This window comes from Neoroseomonas terrae (assembly GCF_018129025.1).
Lineage (GTDB): Bacteria > Pseudomonadota > Alphaproteobacteria > Acetobacterales > Acetobacteraceae > Neoroseomonas > Neoroseomonas terrae.
Genome location: NZ_JAAEDI010000013.1, coordinates 34,463 through 51,339, shown reverse-complemented (window position 1 = coordinate 51,339; position 16,877 = coordinate 34,463). Strand labels below are relative to the sequence as shown.

The window sequence follows — 16,877 nt, the reverse complement described above, 5'->3', positions numbered from 1 at the left end:
CAGCGGCTCGGCAGGGCGGGCCGTGGCATGCTGGGCGTTGTGATCGGACGGGATTGCGGAGGTGAGGCAGAGACGGGGACGGGCATCGCCGCTCCCTGGACCCTGTCCTGCCAAGGGCTGAAGGGTCGTCCGAGCCACCCCCGTACGTCTGGAGGGGCTTTGCCCCTCCAACCCACCCCAGCAAAGGCCGAAGGGCCTTTGCAAACCTCAACCTGGTGCCGGCCGACGCGGGTGCGCATGGTGCCTGCGCCCGCAGCGCGCTCGGTGCGCGCAGCAAGCCCGCCATGCCCGGCGCCAGCAGATTGCGGTCCAGGGGGTCCAACCCCCTGGCGGGGTGGTTCGGAGGGGCAGAGCCCCTCCGTTCTCCGACAGAACCAGCCGGGTGCCGGGCGGCGCCGCGCATGATCACCGTCGATTTCCGCCGCACGGCGCCGCCCGCGGACCGTCCCTGCATCATCCCCCTGATCGCCGGCGCGGAGCCGCCGCCGGCTTTGGCACCTGCCATCGCTGCGGCGAGCTTCACCGCCACGGTCGGCGCCGTTTTGGACCAGCCGGGCGTGCCGCGCCGGATGCTCGTCGGCCTCGGTGCAGCGCCGACATTGCTCGCGGCCGAGACGGCCGGTGCCGCGGCCGCGCTGGCGGCCGGGCCGGTGGCGGAGTTGTCGCTGGCAGCGGACCAGCTGGACCCGACCGTCGCGGCATCGGTGGCGGCCGGAATCGCGCTGGGGGCATGGCGGTTCGATGCGCTGCGCAGCCGGGACGTGCCGCAGCATCTGAAGCGGCTGGTCATCCATGCCGAGGATCCGGACGCGGTCCATAGGGCCTTCGCGGCCGTCGCACCCGGCGTCGCGGGCTGCCTGCTGGCGCGGGACCTGACGGTCGAGCCCGCGAACCGCCTGACCACGCGACGTTTCGCCGATCGGCTGGAAGCGCTGGAGGCGGAAGGCGTCGAGGTCACCATCCACGGCCGGAAGTGGCTGGAGCGGCATGGCTTCGGGGCGCTGCTGGCGGTCGGCGGCGGCAGCGCCTTCCCGCCGCGGCTGGCCGTGCTGCGCTGGCGCGGGGTGCTGCCGGTTGCCCCGGTCGCCTTCGTGGGGAAGGGGATCGTGTTCGATACCGGCGGGATCTCGATCAAGGCGGCGGCGGGAATGGAGGCGATGCGCGCCGACATGGCCGGAGCGGCCGCCTGCGCCGGGGCGATGCTGGCGCTGGCGCGGCGGAAATCGCCGAGCCCGGCGGTCGCCGTGCTGGCGATCGCCGAGAACGCCGTCGGCGCGGCGTCCTACCGGCCGGGAGATGTGATCCGCACCGCGTCGCGGCGCACGGTGGAGGTGATCGACACCGATGCGGAGGGCCGGCTGGTGCTGGCCGACGCGATCCATCATGCCGTGACCGCCTTCCGCCCGCGCGCGGTGATCGACCTCGCGACGCTGACCGGGTCGATCGTCACGGCGCTGGGGCATCATCGGGCGGGGCTGTTCGGGACGGATGCGGCGCTCCTGGCCTCGGCGGCGGCGGCGGGGGAGGCGGTGGGCGAGCCACTGTGGCCGATGCCGATCGGGGCGCGGCACCGGGAGGACCTGGCCTCCGACGTCGCGGATCTGAGGCAATGCGCGCCGGCGGGGTCGGGCGCCTTTGGCGGGCGGCTGCTGCCGGATGCCTGCCACGCTGCGGCCTTCCTGCGGGAATTCGCGGGCGACCGTGCCTGGGCGCATCTCGACATCGCGGGGGTGGAGACGGCGGAGGCGGCACACGCGCTGGGTCCGGCCGGGCCGACAGGCTTCGGGGCGCGACTGCTCGACCGACTGGTGGCGCTGCGCTTCGAGGAAGAACCGTGACCGATATCGGCTTCTACCACCTGACGCGGACGCGGCTCGACCAGGCGCTGCCGAAGCTGCTGGGGCGGGTGCTGGGCAGCGGCGGGCGCGCTTATCTGCTGTGCGGGGAGGCGGAACGGGCCAAGGCGCTGGATGCCGCGCTGTGGGTGGCACCTGACCCGGACTGGCTGCCGCATGGCTTGGCGGGGGGGGAGAACGACGCGCTCCAACCGATCCTGATCGGCACGGCCGACGTGGCGCCGGGGAACGACGCGCGGTTCCTGTTCCTGGTGGATGGCGCGGTCAGCGCGCGGCTGGCCGAGTACGACCGGGTCCTGGACCTGTTCGACGGTGCCGATGAGGCCGCAGTCGCGGCGGCGCGTGGGCGATGGTCGGCGGCAAAGGCGGCGGGGCACCGCATGGCTTACTGGCAGCAGGGAGGTTCAGGGTGGGAAAAGCGTGCCTAAATGCGATTATCGACGCAAAATAAAGACAATTGCCGTTTTTCACTAGTAAAATCAGCGCGATAGCCTGTTAATCGTCAATATTGTAATACCAGTCCCACTGTGAGAGACGTTCTGCTGTTGGATCTACGGCAGGGAACGGACGATGGCGGGTACAACGCTGACAGGGGGCAATGCCGTCTGGCCAAACGGGGCCGGCAATTGGGGCAACGACACCATCCACGGCGGCGATGAGGCCAACTGGATCGACGGTGGTGGCGGCGACGACTATCTCCACGGCGGCGGTGGCAACGACACGCTGATCGGCGGGGGCGGCACGGATCATCTCTTCGGCGGCTCGGGCGACGATTCGCTGACGACGGGGGGATGGGGCGCTGCGACACTGGACGGCGGCGAGGGCAACGACACGCTGGTGGCGATCGGCGGCGACGCCCTGCTGCTGGGCGGCGGCGGCCATGACAGCCTGGTCGGGTCGGGCACCGGTTATGCCGAGACGCTGGACGGTGGCGACGGCAATGACTGGCTGCATGCCGGCAATGGCGGCCCGCGGGTCCTGCTGGGCGGCGCCGGCGACGATACCTTCAGCGGCTTCACGCGCGACGGGCAGATCAAGTTCGTGGATGGCGGTAGCGGCCGCGACGTCGCGCTGATCGACAATTTCGATCCGGACAAGCTGCTGAATGCCAGCGGCACCGTCTCGGTGGGCGGCCAGACGTACCACTACAACAGGACCTACATCACGGCCGACGGCTACAACATCTACTTCGGCAGCGGGTATGGCGGCACGATCGTCTGCTTCGCCGAGGGCACGATGATCATGACGCCGCAGGGCGAGCGCGCCATCGAGACGCTGCGTGCGGGCGACCTGGTCGTCACGGCGTCGGGCCGTGGGGCGCCGTTCAAGCCGGTGCGCTGGGTCGGGCGGCGGACGGTCGATCTGGCCGCCCATCCGGAACCTGAGAAGGCGGCACCCGTCCTGGTCATGCCCGGTGCGCTCGGCGACAACGCGCCCTGGCGGCCGCTGCGTGTTTCCCCCGACCATGCGCTGCTGGTCGACGGCGCGCTGGTCCCGGCGAAGCTGCTCGTTGATGGGGAGGCGATCCTGAGCCTGCCGCCCAGGGGCCGCATCACCTACTTCCATGTCGAACTGGACGAGCACGACATCCTGCTGGCCGATGGCGCGCCGTCCGAATCCTACATCGACCTCGGCAACCGCGATGCCTTCGAAAATGCCGGCGTGGTGCAGATGCTGCACCCCGATTTCGCACCTCGGCGAGACGACGGCATGCCGCGCGTGACGGATGGGCCTGCACTCACCCAGGCGCGCCTGACCGTGGCACGCCGTCGCGAACGGACTGCCATCCGGGCCGCGGGCTGAAGCGCGGGGCCCATACCAGCGGCACGAGTCCTCGACTCGTGCCGAGGCCGCGGATGCGGTCCGCCGGTAGTCCGGGGAAAGCCTCGCAAACCGCAGGTTTGCGCCCGGCGTCTGAGGGTCCGCAAATGCGGACGGAGGCGGTCGACGCAGTCGGCCGCTGTTATCAGCCCTCCAGCCGGATGCCCGTCAGCTCCACCAGCCGCCGCCAGCGGGCCAGTTCCTCCCGCTGGAAGGCGGCGAAGGGTTCCGCCGGCATCGGGGCTGCGACGAAGCCCTGGCCATTGAGCCGTTCCACCATCGCCGGCTGAGCGAGGATGGCGAGCGACGCATCCGACAGGCGGCGGATGATCTCGGGCGGGGTGCGCGCCGGCGCCCACAGGCCGAACCAGGCATCGACGGCCAGGTCGGGGGTGTTCAGCTCGGCGAAGGTCGGGACGTCGGGCGTCTCCGCGAGGCGCGCTGGCGCGCCGATGCCCAGCGACCGCAGCCGGCCGTCCTTCACCAGCGCCACGACCTGCGGCCAGGTGGAGACGAAGAAGTCGACCGTGCCTGCCACCGTGTCCGTCGTCGCCTGCGCACCGCCGCGATAGGGGATGTGGGTGGCGTTCATGCCCTCCCGGCGGGCGAAGGTCTCGGCGATGACGTGGCTGGCCGAGCCGGTGCCGGAGGAAGCGTAGGTGACGCGCCCGCCGTTCTTCCCCTTCGCGGCGAGTTCTGCGAGCGTCCGCGCGCCATTGGCCGGCACGACGATCGCGTGGTGCACCGCGGCGAGCCGCGCGATCGGCGCGAAATCCGCGATCGGGTCGTAGGGCAGGGAGGGCAGCATGGCGGCGTTGGCCGCGTGCGTCTGGTTGTTGCCGAGCGACAGCGTGTAGCCGTCCGGCGCGGCGGTCGCGACTGCCTGGGTGCCGACCACCGCGGCGCCACCGGGGCGGTTGTCGACGACGAAGGCGCTGCCGGGCATCGCATCCTGCAATGCGGCGGCGAGGGTGCGAGCGAGCACGTCCGTCGAGCCGCCCGGCGGGTAGGCGAGCACGATGCGGACGGGGCGCGACGGCCAGGCCTGGGCGCGCGCGGTGGCGGGCAGGGCGATCAGCGGTGCGGCGAGCATCGCGCGGCGGCGGATCATGACGGATCTCTCTCCCGTTGGCGCAAGCGCGCCGTTCACCGCAGCGTGTTGGCGCATCGCGCGGCGCTGGTCCAGCCGTGACGCACGCATGTCACGCATCCTTGGGTTGTATTTCGGAGAGGCAGGGGCATAGGTTGCGCCTGCTGTTGAGGGAGTGGCCAGATGGAAAGCATCGCACCACCCGGAGCGGCCACCCAGGCCGCCCGCGTCCCGACCAAGCGGGACGTCGCACCCGAACCGCCGACCGGCCGCGCGCTGTGGCCGACCTTCATGCGGCGCACCCTGGACGATGAAAAGGTGCGTGCCTGCGCGGAGGATAAGCGCAAGCCGTCCTGACGGCACCTACGCCGCGTCGAGTTGCGCCGAGAGATCGAGCCATTCCTCCTCCAGCGTCGCGACGTCCTTCGCGATCGCGGCGCGGCGGGTGTTGGCCCAGGTGATGTCCTCGGGCTTAAAGCGGGAATAGGTCGCAGGGTCGGACAGGCGTTTCTCGATGAGTGAATCCTCGCGCGACAGCTTGTCGAGCGCGGCTTCCACCTCCTTGAGCCGGGCGCGGAGCGGGGCTGTCGCGACACGGGTGCCGGCGCGTTCTCGGCGAGCTCCGGCGCGGGTGTCGGCGGCATCGGTCCTGGGGCCGCCGCGCGCCCGTTCGGCGAGCAATGCGCGGTAGTCGTCGAGGTCGCCGTCGAATGCCGTGACGCTGCCATCCGCGACGAGCCACAGCCGGTCGGCGGCAAGTTCCACCAGATGCGGGTCGTGGGTGATCAGCACCACGGCACCATTGTAGTCGGCGAGCGCCTTCACCAGCGCCTCGCGCGCATCGATGTCGAGATGGTTGGTCGGTTCGTCGAGGATCAGCAGCTGCGGCGCGTCGCGCGTGGTCAGCGCCAGCAGCAGCCGCGCCTTCTCGCCGCCCGACAGCGCAGTGATGCGGTTGTCCGCGCGGTCGGCATCGAGGCCAAAGCGCGCGAGCTGGGAGCGGCACTGCGTCTCTGTCGCCTTCGGCAGCGCCGCCTGCATATGCGTGAGCGGCGTGCCGTTGAGATCGAGTTCTTCCGCCTGATGCTGGGCGAAGTAGCCGACGCGCAGGCGCTGGTTGCGGAACTGCGTGCCGCCCTCGGCCGTCAGCCGGCCGGCGAGGAGCTTCGCCAGCGTGGATTTGCCGTTGCCATTGGCGCCGAGCAGCGCGATCCGGTCGTCCTGGTCCAGTCGGAGTGTCAGGTTGCGCAGGATGGGCGGGCCGCCATAGCCGACGGAGCAGCCATTCAGCGAGAGGATTGGCGGGGCGAGTTCCTCGGGGGCGGGGAAGGCGAAGCGGACGGGGTGGTCTTCCACCACGGCCTCGATCGCCGGCATGCGTTCCAGCGCCTTGATGCGCGACTGTGCCTGCCGCGCCTTCGACGCCTTGTACCGGAAGCGGTCGATGAAGGACTGGATGTGGGCGCGCTCAGCGGCGATGCGTTCGTTGGCGGCCGCCTGCTGCGCGGCGCGTTCGGCGCGCATGCGCACGAAGGTCGCGAAATTGCCCTGGTAGAGCGTGATCTTCCGCTGATCGAGATGCGCGATGGAATCGACGCAGCGTTCCAGCAGCCCGCGGTCGTGGCTGACGACGATCGCCGCGCCGGCGAAGCGCTGCAGCCAGGATTCGAGCCACATGGTGGCTTCGAGATCGAGATGGTTCGTCGGCTCGTCGAGCAGCAGCAGTTCCGGTTCGAGGAACAGCGCGCGGGCCAGCGCCACGCGCATGCGCCAGCCACCCGAGAATTCGCGCGAGGGCCGCGCCTGCGCCGCGGCATCGAAGCCCAGGCCCGACAGGACCGCGCCCGCCCGTGCCGGCGCGCTGTCGGCGCGGATCGCGATCAGGCGTTCATGGATCTCGGCGAGGCGCGCGGGGTCGGCGGCGGTCTCGGCTTCGGCAAGCAAGGCGCTGCGCTCGGTGTCGGCGGCGAGCACCACGTCCAGCAGGCATTCGTCGCCGCCCGGCGCTTCCTGCGCCACATGGGCCATGCGGGCGCGGGCGGCGAGGCGGATGTCGCCGCCGTCGGGCTGGAGATCGCGGGTGATGGCGCGCAGCAGCGTGGATTTGCCGGCGCCGTTGCGCCCGACGAGGCCGACCTTGCGGCCGTCGTCGATCTGGAGGTTCGCACCATCCAGCAGCGGCCGGCCGGCGATGCGGATGGTCAGGTCGCGGATGGAAAGGACGGTCATGGGGGCCGGGTTGTAGAACGCCGCGTCGGGATTGGCACCTGCCGCGTCACCGGCGCGGGCTTGCGGTCCCGGCGCGCGGCGTCTATGCGCCCCCGCGATCCGCAAAGAACCCCGAGGACAGCCCCATGGCCACCGAACGTACCTTCTCGATCATCAAGCCCGACGCGACCCGCCGCAACCTGACCGGCGCCATCAACGCCGTGTTCGAGAAGAACGGCCTGCGCATCGTCGCGCAGAAGCGCATCCAGATGTCCCAGGCCCAGGCCGAGACCTTCTATGGCGTGCATCACGAGCGTCCCTTCTTCAAGGACCTCGTCTCCTTCATGGTGTCCGGCCCCGTGGTGGTGCAGGTGCTGGAAGGCGACAACGCGGTGGCGAAGAATCGCGAGCTGATGGGCGCGACCAACCCGGCCAATGCCGCCGAGGGCACCATCCGCAAGCTGTTCGCCGAGAGCATCGAGGCGAATTCGGTGCACGGTTCCGACAGCCCCGAGAATGCGGCGACCGAGATCGCGTATTTCTTCGCCGGCTCCGAGATCGTCGGCTGATCGACATTGCGGCCTGAGGGCTTGTCCCTGGTGGGCCGCTGTCGGGGTTGGAGGGGCCTTGCCCCTCCAAGCCACCCCAGCAAAGGCCGAAGGGCCCTTGCAAACCTCGCGTTGGCGTTGGGCGACCGGGTCGGGAACGATGCCTAGGCGCGCTTTTGCGCGCGAAGGCCGCTCGCCCGGCACGCCCGGCACCAACAGATTGCGGTCCAGGGGTCCAACCCCCTGGCGGGGTGGTTCGGAGGGGCAGAGCCCCTCCGTGTGCCCCATCGGCACCTTCGGCGCCGTGACGCGCATTTCCTCCCCGTCACGCCAACGGCACGTTAACGGTCCACCGCGCCTGATATCCGCCCGATTAAGGAACGGACAGGTCGATGGACGGCATGGCGGCGCAGGAGGCGGGTGGCGCCTCATCCCTCCTGCTCGGCGAGGAACTTGCCGAGACGCTGGCGCGTGGCGGCGCGGGGCTGCGGCTGGACCTGCAGCCGATCTGCGCGGCGTCGAACCTCCTCATCGTCGGTTATGAAGCGCTGTTGCGCTGGGACCATCCGGAACGGGGACCGATCGGCGCCGCCGAGGTCCTGGCGGCGGCGGCCGCCGCCGGGCGTGAGGTGGCGCTCGAGGCCTGGGTGCTGGTTTCGGCCTTCCGCCTGCGGGCCGGCTGGCGGCCGGGCGCGCCCTACCTGGCCGTGAACGTCTCGGCGCCGGGCATCCTGGCGGGCCATGCGGCGCCGATGATCCGCGCGGCGCTGGAGACCACCGGCATCGATCCGCGCGCGTTGTCCATCGAACTTCCCGAAGTGGCCTTGATCCAGGATATCGGGGCCGCGCGTGACCTGGCCGCGGCGTTGCGCGGATGCGGAATCGCCGTTGCGCTGGACGATTTCGGCGGTGCGCTGGGCCCGGCCCGTGTGTTGCGGGATATCCCTTTCAGCACCGTGAAGCTCGACCGGCAGCTGACCGGCGCGGTGGATCCGCCCGGGCCGGGAACGGATCGGGCCCGCGCCGCGGTCGGCGCGGTTGTGGAGATGGTGCATGCGCTGGGCGCCACTGCCGTGGCGGAGGCGGTCGAGACCGCGGAACAGTTGCGCATCCTGCGCGAGAGCGGCTGCGATGCGCTGCAGGGTTGGCTGCTCGGTCGGCCGGGACAAGGACCGATGTGAGATCGGCGGCCCTGACGTTCAGCCCCCCGGTTTGACGCCATGCATCGGGCGGCGAGCGCGCCCGGAACGTCAGCTATCGCCCGAACGTCTGTGCAGGGTGAAAGCGGCGCCGGCGCCCGGGGCGCGGAAGATCACCGGCGGCTAACGATCAGACGAGGAAGATCAGCAGCAGCAGGAGGATGACGACCGTTGCGCCGGTCGACCAGGTGAGGAACGACGTGAAGCCAAGCCATTCCGCCTGCCGCTCGGCCAGGATGTCGCCGGCCTTCACCTCGACGAACTCATAGTTGGTCTTCTGTTCGGCCACGTCACGCCCTCAACGCTTCTGTCCGCTCAGCGTTTAGAAAGCACGGGCGCCGAGGGCAAGGGGTTCGCGAGGCAGCCCGAGGCCGCATCGACGCCAGACAGCACCGCCCGCCCGTCCTCCACCCGCACCAACCCGGCCGCGACCCAGGCAAGGGCGGCGGGGTAGAGCCGGTGTTCCTCGATCAGGACGCGCGCGGCAAGGGTCGCCTCGGTGTCGTCGGGCAGCACCGGCACGGCGGCCTGGGCGAGGATCGGGCCTTCATCCACGCCTGCCGTCACCAGATGCACCGTGCATCCATGCAGCCGCACTCCGGCAGCCAGGGCGCGGGCATGGGTATCGAGGCCCGGGAAGCATGGCAGCAGGGAGGGATGGACGTTGACCATGCGCCCGTCCCAGCGCGTCACGAAGCCTTCAGTCAGCACCCGCATGAAGCCGGCGAGCGCGATGAGCTCGATGCCATGGCGGCCGAACTCGGCCTCCATCGCTGCCTCGAATCCAGCGCGGTCGCCCCGGAAGCCGCGGCTGTCCACGACGGCGGTCGGCACGCCGCGCGTCGCCGCATGGGCAAGGCCGGCGGCATCGGCACGGTTGGACAGCACGAGCGCGATCTCGGCCGGGTAGTCGGGCGATTCGGCCGCCGCCAGCAGGGCGGCCATGTTGGATCCGCGGCCGGAGATCAGCGCCGCGACGCGGCGACGCTTCATCCCGGCCAGCCGGCGGCGAGGCCATCGATGCGGACGCTGGCCGGGCCCGAACCGGCCTCGATCACGCCGATACGGCGGACGGTCTCGCCATGCTCCGTCAGCAGAGCGGTCGCGGCGTCGGCATCCTCGGCCCTGACCACGACGGCCATGCCGATGCCGCAGTTGAAGACCCGCAGCATCTCCTCCGCCGCGACGCCGCCGGTGCGCGCCAGCCAGCCGAACACCGGGGCCGGCTCCCAGGCGCGGCCATCCAGCACCGCCACGATGCCTTCCGGCAGCACGCGGGGCAGGTTGCCTGGCAGGCCGCCGCCGGTGATGTGCGCGGCGGCCTTCACCAGCCCCGCGCGATGCGCGGCGAGCAGCGGCTTCACGTAGATCCGCGTCGGTTCCAGCAGCGCCTCGCCCAGCGTTTTCCCCGCCGCGAAGGGGGCGGGGGAACCGAGCCCCGCATTGCCGCGTTCGAGAACGCGCCGCACCAGGGAGAAACCGTTGGAATGCACGCCGGACGCCAGCAGCCCGAGCACCACGTCACTGGGGCCGACATCGCCCTTCGGCAGCAGCGCGCCGCGTTCGGCGGCACCCACGGAGAAGCCGGCGAGGTCGTAGTCGCCCTTGGCATACATGCCGGGCATCTCGGCCGTCTCGCCGCCGACCAGGGCGCAGCCGGCAAGGCGGCAGCCCTCGGCGATGCCGGCGACCACCTGCTTCGCCGAGGCGACGTCGAGTGCGCCCGTCGCGAAGTAGTCGAGGAAGAACAGCGGCTCGGCGCCCTGCACGACCAGGTCGTTCACGCACATCGCGACGAGGTCGATGCCGACCGTCGCATGGAGCTTGGCATCGATCGCGACGCGCAGCTTGGTGCCGACGCCGTCGGTCGAGGACACCAGCACCGGATCGGTGAAGCCGGCGGCCTTCAGGTCGAACAGCGCGCCGAAGCCGCCGAGGCCCCCCATGGTGCCCGGCCGGTCGGTCGCCTTCGCCAATGGCTTGATGGCATCGACCAGCGCGTCGCCGGCTTCGATGTCGACGCCCGCCGAACGGTAGGTGAGGGGGGAAGACGGGGAACTGGTCAGGGCGGCCTCCGATCGGGTAAGGCTCGTGTGGAAGTGCCGCGCGACGCGGCGCGTAACGCCGGCCGCCGGGGCCGGACAGAGGGGGGCGCGATGCCGGTCAGGTCCTGCTCCGTGCGGGCGCGCGGAAAGAACCATGGGGCGGCGATGATCGCAACCGCCCTGCTGCTGATGCTGGCGCCGCTATCCGCGCCGCGCGCGCAGGATGAGGCTGCCGCACCCGCCGCGGTCAGCTTCACCCAGCGCGGCGTGCCCGCCGAGGCGACCGCGGAGAACGGCGTCATTGCGCGCGAGCGGGCGCTCGCCGCCGGCCGCCGCGCGGCCTGGGATCGCATCGCATCGGCTGCCGGCGTCACGCGGCAGCTCTCCGATTCGCAGATCGAGGGGATGGTCAGCTCCATCGTCATCGAGGAGGAGCGCACCAGCCCGACCCGCTACACGGGGCGCATCACCGTCAACTTCAACCCCGGGCGCGCGCGCGGCTATCTCGGCACGGCCAGCGCCGGGGATGGCGGCAGCGGGACGACCCCGAGCGACGGCACGGCCGCGCCGGCGCGGCCGCAGGGGCCGGCGGTGGCCACGGTCGAGGTCGTGGCGCTGTACGGCTCGCTCAACGAATGGCTGGAACTGCGGCGTCGGCTGGCGGGCCAGACGACGCGGATCGACATCCTGGCCATCTCGACCGACCGCGCGCGGCTGCGGCTCGGCCTGCGCGCGCCGCCGCAGGTGGCGGCGCAGGACCTCGCCACCCAGGGCATCGCCATGGCCCCGGGCTCCGGGGCGCCCGGCGACGCCTGGCGCGTGGGCCTTGGCGGGCGATCCTGACAGGGTTCGCCGGCCGGCAGACCCGGCCCCGGCCGATGTCGAGGCCGGGCTGTTCACCCTGCCCAACCTCATCACCTTCGGGCGGCTCTGCGCCGTGCCCGCCGCGGTCTGGCTGATGCTGCACCACCGTCTGGACATCGCCTTCATCGTCTTCGTCGGCGCCGGCCTGTCGGACGCCGTCGATGGCTGGCTGGCGCGGGTGCGCAATGCGCGGTCCCGGCTCGGCGCGCTGCTCGACCCGGTGGCGGACAAGGCGCTGCTGGTGTCGGTCTATGTCACGCTCGCGGCGATCAACGTGCTGCCGGACTGGCTCGCCATCCTGGTGGTGTTCCGCGACCTGCTGATTGTCGGCGGGGTCATGCTGCTGTGGGTGCTGGGCGTCCCGGCGCATATCAAGCCGCTGATGATCTCGAAGGCGAATACGGCGGCGCAGATCGCGCTGGCGGCGCTGGCCCTGCTGCTGGCGGGGTTCGGGCTGTCGGCGCCCGGCCTGCTGGATGCGATGGTCTGGCTCGTCGCCGGCACCACCTTCGCCTCCGGCGTCGCCTATGTGCTGCAGGCCGCGCGGCTGACGGGGGAGGGCGGGTCCCGACCGAGATGACGCGTTCCCCGACCCTGCCGGAGCCTGCCGCGCGGTCCGGCCCGCCCGCGCGCTTCCCCCCGCCGGCCGCGCCGCGCACCGCGACGCGTCGCCAGCGCATCGCGCTCGTGGTCGGCTTCGCCGGCACGCTGCTGTTCTGCCTCTGGATGTTCCAGGGCATCTTGACGCCCTTCGTGCTGGCCGCGGTGATCGCCTACTTCCTCGACCCGGTGGCGACGCGGCTGTCGCGGCTCGGCGTGCGGCGCTCGTTCGCCGCCTTCCTGCTGATCTTCGTGCTGATGGCGGCGACGCTGATCGCGGCGCTGCTGTTCTATCCGATGATCCTGGCCCAGATCGGCATCCTGGTGCAGCGCCTGCCGGCCTACATCGCCAGCGTCGGCGCGCTGCTGCGCGACGGGCTCGAGCGGCTGGAGGAAGCGCTCGGCCCGGAGATGGTGGACCAGCAGCTGCGCGACCTCGCGATCAACCAGGCGGGCAGCATGCTGGCCTGGCTCGGCACGGCGACGACGCGGATCATCGGCGGTGGCCTCGCGCTTTTCCAGGTCTTCACGCTGGTGGTCGTCGTGCCAGTCGTCGCCTTCTACCTGCTCCGCGATTGGCAGGGGATGCTGGCGCGGCTCGAATCCTGGCTGCCACGGCGCAACGCGGCGGTGCTGCGGCAACTGGCGCGCGACGCGGACCGCGTGATGTCCGCCTGGCTGCGCGGGCAGCTGATTTGCTGTGCGGCGCTCGGCATCTTCTATGCGATCGCGCTGCAGATCGCGGGGCTGGAGCTTGGCCTGACCGTCGGGCTGATGGCCGGCGTGCTGACCTTCATCCCCTATGTCGGGTCGCTGACAGGCTTCGTGGCTGCGGTGCTGCTGGCGATGGGTCAGTTCGGCACCTGGAACGAGGTGCTGGTCATCGTCGGCATCTTCGTCGTCGGCCAGACGGTCGAGGGCTACGTCATCTACCCGTATCTGCTCGGAGACCGGGTTGAACTGCATGCAGTGTGGGTGATCTTCGCGCTGTTCGCGGGCGGCGTGGCCTTCGGCTTCCTCGGCGTGCTGCTGGCGGTGCCGATGGCGGCGGCGCTGGGCGTGGTCGCGCGTTACTGGCTGCGGCGGTATCTGGAATCGCCGCTTTATCTCGATCCGCCGCGGACGGGGTCGTGAGCTGGGGCAGGTTTCTGGGCGCGTGGCGTCTCGGAGAAGGGGCTTGCCGCATATACGCGAGGATTGGCCGGGGCGGGTGGATCAGGAAGGGGCTCTGCCCCTTCCCGAACCCTACCCCGGCAAAGGCCGAAGGGCCTTTGCAAACCTCAACCTGGCGCGGTGCGCGCATGATCGGAACATCGCCGTCATACGATTCCGTGCCCGGAAGAGTCGTGAGGTCAGGAGAATTGGGCTTCGTGCCCGGCGCCAAGTCACGGCGGTCCAGGCCATTCATGGCCTGGCGGGGTGAGGTTCGGAGAGGGGCGGCGCCCCTCTCTGATCCAACCTTCGCGCGAAGGGCGCCTTGCTGCTCTCCGACCTGGGCAAGCCGGCTGTCCGGGGCGGGCGGGATAGCCCAGTGCCCGGCGGACGGGCCGCTGTTCCGGCTGTCGGATGGAACCCGTGCTGCCATTCCGCCGAACCGCTGCGCCTGGCTCCAGATCGAGGTTTCCAAAGGCCCTTCGGCCTTTGGCGGGGTGAGCCCGAGAGGGGCAGGGCCCCTCTCGGTCCCGACCCGGCTCCTGGCCGCATGACCCCCTCGGCCCCTCGCCAACTGACGCTCCCTCTCCCGCTCCCCGTCTCCTCGGACCGCGCGGATTATCTGGAGGACGCCTCGAACGCCGAGGCCCTCGCCTGGATCGACCAGCCCGATCGCTGGCCGGGTGGCCGGCTCGCGGTGTTCGGTCCGGCCGGCGTCGGCAAGTCGCATCTCGCCCGGGCGATGGGCTGGCGGCTGATCGAAGGACCGACCCTGCGCGGCCTGCCGGACCCGGCGGCCGGCGGAACGGTGCTGGACGATGCCGACGCGGTCGCGGAGGAACGCGCGCTGCTGCATCTGATCAACCTCTGCGCCGAGCGCGGCGAGCGGCTGCTGCTGATCGGCCGGGAGGCGCCGGCGCGCTGGCCGGTCGCGCTGCCTGATCTCGCGAGCCGGCTGCGCGCGACGACGGCGATCGGCATCGGCCGGCCGGGGGATGCGCTGCTGGGCGCGCTGCTCGCCAAGCATTTCGCCGATCGGCAGTTGCGCGTCGCGCCCGAGGTACAGGCCTGGCTGGTCGCCCGTCTGTCGCGGGAGGCGTCGGCGCTGGCGGAGGCGGCGGCGCGGCTCGATCGCGCGGCGCTCGTGGCGCGTGCGCCGGTGACCCGTGCCCTGGCCCGCGCCGCCCTGGCAGGCTGGGACGGGTTTGGCGAGGGGGCGGACGATGACGCTTCGGAGACGTTGCACAGCCCGCCCTCGCCGCAGGTGCCGGCCCTGCTGTAGTCTGTGTGGATGACGACGGCATCCCGGACCCCATGAACGACGTTGCCGCCCCCGGCGCCGAGGCACAGGCCGAGGCGTTGCTCGCCAGCCCGGCCCGCTTCGCGAACCGGGAGCTGTCGTGGCTCGCCTTCAACCAGCGTGTGTTGGAGGAAGCGGCCAATCCGCGCCATCCGCTGCTGGAACGGCTGCGCTTCGTCGCGATCTCCGCCTCCAACCTCGATGAGTTCTACTCGGTGCGCGTCGCCGGGCTGGTGGGGCAGGAGCGCGCGGGCATTCCCAAGGTCTCGCCGGATGGCAAGACGCCGGCACAGCAACTCGCCGCGATCCATGAGCGTGCGCAGCAGCTGATCGGCGGGCAGCAGCAGGCCTGGTTGGAACTGCGGGGCCTGCTGCGTGCCGCGGGCGTGGCGGTGGTGGAACCGCAGGAACTGGATGGCGGGGATCGCGACTGGCTCGATGTCTGGTTCATGGAGCGGGTGTTTCCGGTCCTGACGCCGCTCGCGGTCGATCCGGCGCACCCGTTTCCGTTCATCGCGAACCTGTCGCTGTGCATGGTGCTGAAGCTGGTGCGGGAGGAGGATGGCGGGACGATGCGTGCCCTGCTGCCGCTGCCGCCGCAGGTGCCGCGCTTCATTCGGCTGCCGGCCCGCGAGGGGGAGGGGATGATCCGCTTCCTCCAGCTCGAGGATCTGATCGTCCTGTTCCTCGGCCGGCTGTTCCCCGGCTTCATCCCGGCGGAGACGGGGCTGTTCCGCCTGATCCGCGACACTGACGTGGAGTTCGAGGAAGAGGCCGAGGATCTTGTGCGGTCTTATGAGACCGCGCTGAAGCGCCGGCGGCGCGGCCGGCCGATCCGCCTGTCGGTGACGTCGGCGACGCCGCGCGACATGGTCGATTTTGTCGCCGAGGAGATGGAGGCGCCGCGGTCCGAGCTATTCACGGTCGAAGGGCTGCTGGGGTTGTCGGACCTCACGCAGCTGATCGTGGACGACCGGCCGGACCTGCTGTTCACGCCCTTCACGCCGCGCTTCCCGGAACGCATCCTGGATTTCGGCGGCGACTGCTTCGCGGCGATCAAGGCCAAGGACATCGTCGTCCACCACCCTTACGAATCCTTCGACGTGGTGGTGCAGTTCCTGCGCCAGGCGGCGCGGGACCCGAATGTCGTCGCCATCAAGCAGACGCTGTACCGCACCACGCGCGACAGCCCGATCGCCAAGGCGCTGATCGAGGCGGCGGAGGCCGGCAAATCCGTCACCGGCATCGTCGAACTGAAGGCGCGCTTCGACGAGGAACGCAACATCGCGCTGTCGCGTGAGCTGGAAGCCGCGGGCGTGCAGGTGGTGTTCGGCTTCGTCGAGCTGAAGACGCACGCAAAGGTGTCGCTGGTGGTGCGGCGGGAGGGAACGCAACTTCGCTCCTACGCGCATTTCGGCACGGGCAACTATCATCCGGTCACGGCGCGCATCTACACCGACCTTTCGTACTTCACCGCCGATCCGGCGCTGACGCGGGATGCCGCGAAGCTGTTCAACTTCATGACCGGCTATGCGCGGCCGGAGAGCATGGAGAAGCTGGCCTTCGCGCCGCTGACGATCCGCCCGACGCTGCTTGCGCTGATCGAGCAGGAGATCGCCTTCGCGAAGGAAGGCAAGCCGGCCGCCATCTGGATCAAGATGAACTCGATGGTGGACGAGACGCTGATCGATGCGCTCTACGCCGCGTCCCGCGCCGGGGTGAAGGTCGATGCCGTGGTGCGCGGCATCTGCTGCCTGCGCCCGGGCGTGAAGGGAATGAGCGAGAACATCCGGGTGAAGTCGATCGTCGGGCGCTTCCTCGAGCATTCGCGCATCGCCGTCTTCGGCAACGGGCACCGGCTGCCGTCGCGCCGCGCCAAGGTGTTTATCAGCAGCGCGGACTGGATGGCGCGCAACATGGACTGGCGCGTCGAGACCATGGTGCCGGTCGAGAACCCGACCGTACATGCCCAGGTTCTCGACCAGATCATGGTGGTGAACCTGAAGGACACGATGCAGTCCTGGCAGCTTGGCCCGGACGGTGACTGGCGGCGGCTGAAGCCCGGCGAGAAGCCGGTCTCCGCGCATGACTACTTCATGACCAACCCGTCCCTGTCGGGCCGCGGCAGCGCGCTGAAAAGCGCACCGCGCCGCCCGCGGCAGGACCGCGTGATGCAGGACTGAACCAGTGGACA

The 16,877-nt window shown here is 70.8% G+C and carries 16 protein-coding genes; 11 read left to right on the top strand and 5 right to left on the bottom strand.

All coding sequences use genetic code 11. The features are described from left to right. The first annotated feature begins 401 nt into the window (after window positions 1-401). The 3 genes from GXW78_RS13145 to GXW78_RS13135 all read left to right on the top strand — a co-directional run bounded on the left by GXW78_RS13145 (window position 402) and on the right by GXW78_RS13135 (window position 3,659). Window positions 402-1,838, top strand: coding sequence for a leucyl aminopeptidase family protein (locus GXW78_RS13145; RefSeq protein ID WP_211869277.1), 1,437 nt, complete (start codon window positions 402-404; stop codon window positions 1,836-1,838). Beyond that, window positions 1,835-2,284 (top strand): DNA polymerase III subunit chi, encoded by a 450-nt coding sequence (locus tag GXW78_RS13140; RefSeq protein WP_211869276.1) that lies wholly within the window; start codon window positions 1,835-1,837, stop codon window positions 2,282-2,284. Before GXW78_RS13145 ends, GXW78_RS13140 begins: the two co-directional genes overlap by 4 nt. A gap of 142 nt (window positions 2,285-2,426) precedes the next feature. Then, window positions 2,427-3,659: a Hint domain-containing protein gene (locus GXW78_RS13135; RefSeq protein WP_211869275.1), complete on the top strand. Its 1,233-nt coding sequence runs from the start codon at window positions 2,427-2,429 to the stop codon at window positions 3,657-3,659. A gap of 163 nt (window positions 3,660-3,822) precedes the next feature. Here GXW78_RS13135 and GXW78_RS13130 read toward each other — a convergent pair whose 3' ends face one another. Further along, window positions 3,823-4,788, bottom strand: a complete 966-nt coding sequence (locus tag GXW78_RS13130; protein ID WP_211869274.1) for a Bug family tripartite tricarboxylate transporter substrate binding protein — start codon at window positions 4,786-4,788, stop codon at window positions 3,823-3,825. Between the two features lie 162 nt (window positions 4,789-4,950). Between GXW78_RS13130 and GXW78_RS13125 the strand changes: the two genes are divergently transcribed. Continuing rightward, complete coding sequence (locus GXW78_RS13125) at window positions 4,951-5,124, top strand: hypothetical protein (protein ID WP_211869273.1); 174 nt, start codon at window positions 4,951-4,953, stop codon at window positions 5,122-5,124. Window positions 5,125-5,130: 6 nt separating this feature from the next. Here the strand turns inward: GXW78_RS13125 and GXW78_RS13120 are convergent, their stop codons facing one another. Further along, on the bottom strand, window positions 5,131-6,996 hold the full coding sequence (locus GXW78_RS13120; protein ID WP_211869272.1) for an ABC-F family ATP-binding cassette domain-containing protein: 1,866 nt from the start codon (window positions 6,994-6,996) through the stop codon (window positions 5,131-5,133). Window positions 6,997-7,121: 125 nt separating this feature from the next. Between GXW78_RS13120 and ndk the strand changes: the two genes are divergently transcribed. Next, window positions 7,122-7,544: a nucleoside-diphosphate kinase gene (gene ndk / locus GXW78_RS13115; protein WP_211869271.1), complete on the top strand. Its 423-nt coding sequence runs from the start codon at window positions 7,122-7,124 to the stop codon at window positions 7,542-7,544. 371 nt (window positions 7,545-7,915) lie between these two features. Continuing rightward, window positions 7,916-8,704 carry an EAL domain-containing protein gene (locus GXW78_RS13110; protein WP_211869270.1) on the top strand — a complete coding sequence of 263 codons (789 nt, stop codon included), beginning with the start codon at window positions 7,916-7,918 and terminating at the stop codon, window positions 8,702-8,704. Window positions 8,705-8,852: 148 nt separating this feature from the next. Here GXW78_RS13110 and GXW78_RS13105 read toward each other — a convergent pair whose 3' ends face one another. From GXW78_RS13105 to purM, 3 genes are read right to left on the bottom strand one after another with little or no spacing between them, the layout of a single operon-like run. Beyond that, complete coding sequence (locus GXW78_RS13105) at window positions 8,853-9,011, bottom strand: aa3-type cytochrome c oxidase subunit IV (protein ID WP_211869269.1); 159 nt, start codon at window positions 9,009-9,011, stop codon at window positions 8,853-8,855. A 26-nt stretch (window positions 9,012-9,037) separates the two neighbouring features. Next, a complete protein-coding gene (purN, locus tag GXW78_RS13100; protein WP_211869268.1) occupies window positions 9,038-9,715 on the bottom strand; it encodes a phosphoribosylglycinamide formyltransferase in 678 nt (225 codons plus the stop codon). Then, window positions 9,712-10,788, bottom strand: coding sequence for a phosphoribosylformylglycinamidine cyclo-ligase (purM, locus tag GXW78_RS13095; protein WP_246522162.1), 1,077 nt, complete (start codon window positions 10,786-10,788; stop codon window positions 9,712-9,714). Before purM ends, purN begins: the two co-directional genes overlap by 4 nt. A gap of 144 nt (window positions 10,789-10,932) precedes the next feature. On the opposite strand from purM, the gene GXW78_RS27965 reads away from it, so the two are divergent. From GXW78_RS27965 to GXW78_RS13075, 5 genes are all read left to right on the top strand, one after another. Then, the gene (locus GXW78_RS27965; protein WP_246522142.1) at window positions 10,933-11,610 is read left to right on the top strand and encodes a hypothetical protein; all 678 of its coding nucleotides are present in this window, start codon (window positions 10,933-10,935) and stop codon (window positions 11,608-11,610) included. Next, window positions 11,594-12,211 carry a CDP-alcohol phosphatidyltransferase family protein gene (locus GXW78_RS13090; protein WP_246522141.1) on the top strand — a complete coding sequence of 206 codons (618 nt, stop codon included), beginning with the start codon at window positions 11,594-11,596 and terminating at the stop codon, window positions 12,209-12,211. The genes GXW78_RS27965 and GXW78_RS13090 overlap by 17 nt, the downstream gene beginning before the upstream one ends. Next, window positions 12,208-13,365 (top strand): AI-2E family transporter, encoded by a 1,158-nt coding sequence (locus GXW78_RS13085; RefSeq protein WP_211869265.1) that lies wholly within the window; start codon window positions 12,208-12,210, stop codon window positions 13,363-13,365. The genes GXW78_RS13090 and GXW78_RS13085 overlap by 4 nt, the downstream gene beginning before the upstream one ends. Before the next feature lie 568 nt (window positions 13,366-13,933). Beyond that, a complete protein-coding gene (locus tag GXW78_RS13080; RefSeq protein WP_211869264.1) occupies window positions 13,934-14,665 on the top strand; it encodes a P-loop NTPase family protein in 732 nt (243 codons plus the stop codon). A 32-nt stretch (window positions 14,666-14,697) separates the two neighbouring features. Further along, window positions 14,698-16,866, top strand: a complete 2,169-nt coding sequence (locus GXW78_RS13075) for an RNA degradosome polyphosphate kinase (protein ID WP_211869263.1) — start codon at window positions 14,698-14,700, stop codon at window positions 16,864-16,866. Window positions 16,867-16,877 lie beyond the last annotated feature (11 nt).

What these genes read in the sequence shown, in the direction of transcription:
- GXW78_RS13145 (WP_211869277.1), top strand. Translation starts at nt 402, where the DNA reads ATGATCACCGTCGATTTCCGCCGCACGGCGCCGCCCGCGGACCGTCCC.
- GXW78_RS13135 (WP_211869275.1), top strand. Translation starts at nt 2,427, where the DNA reads ATGGCGGGTACAACGCTGACAGGGGGCAATGCCGTCTGGCCAAACGGG.
- GXW78_RS13130 (WP_211869274.1), bottom strand. Translation starts at nt 4,788, where the DNA reads ATGATCCGCCGCCGCGCGATGCTCGCCGCACCGCTGATCGCCCTGCCC.
- GXW78_RS13125 (WP_211869273.1), top strand. Translation starts at nt 4,951, where the DNA reads ATGGAAAGCATCGCACCACCCGGAGCGGCCACCCAGGCCGCCCGCGTC.
- GXW78_RS13120 (WP_211869272.1), bottom strand. Translation starts at nt 6,996, where the DNA reads ATGACCGTCCTTTCCATCCGCGACCTGACCATCCGCATCGCCGGCCGG.
- ndk (WP_211869271.1), top strand. Translation starts at nt 7,122, where the DNA reads ATGGCCACCGAACGTACCTTCTCGATCATCAAGCCCGACGCGACCCGC.
- GXW78_RS13110 (WP_211869270.1), top strand. Translation starts at nt 7,916, where the DNA reads ATGGACGGCATGGCGGCGCAGGAGGCGGGTGGCGCCTCATCCCTCCTG.
- purN (WP_211869268.1), bottom strand. Translation starts at nt 9,715, where the DNA reads ATGAAGCGTCGCCGCGTCGCGGCGCTGATCTCCGGCCGCGGATCCAAC.
- GXW78_RS27965 (WP_246522142.1), top strand. Translation starts at nt 10,933, where the DNA reads ATGATCGCAACCGCCCTGCTGCTGATGCTGGCGCCGCTATCCGCGCCG.
- GXW78_RS13085 (WP_211869265.1), top strand. Translation starts at nt 12,208, where the DNA reads ATGACGCGTTCCCCGACCCTGCCGGAGCCTGCCGCGCGGTCCGGCCCG.
- GXW78_RS13080 (WP_211869264.1), top strand. Translation starts at nt 13,934, where the DNA reads ATGACCCCCTCGGCCCCTCGCCAACTGACGCTCCCTCTCCCGCTCCCC.
- GXW78_RS13075 (WP_211869263.1), top strand. Translation starts at nt 14,698, where the DNA reads ATGAACGACGTTGCCGCCCCCGGCGCCGAGGCACAGGCCGAGGCGTTG.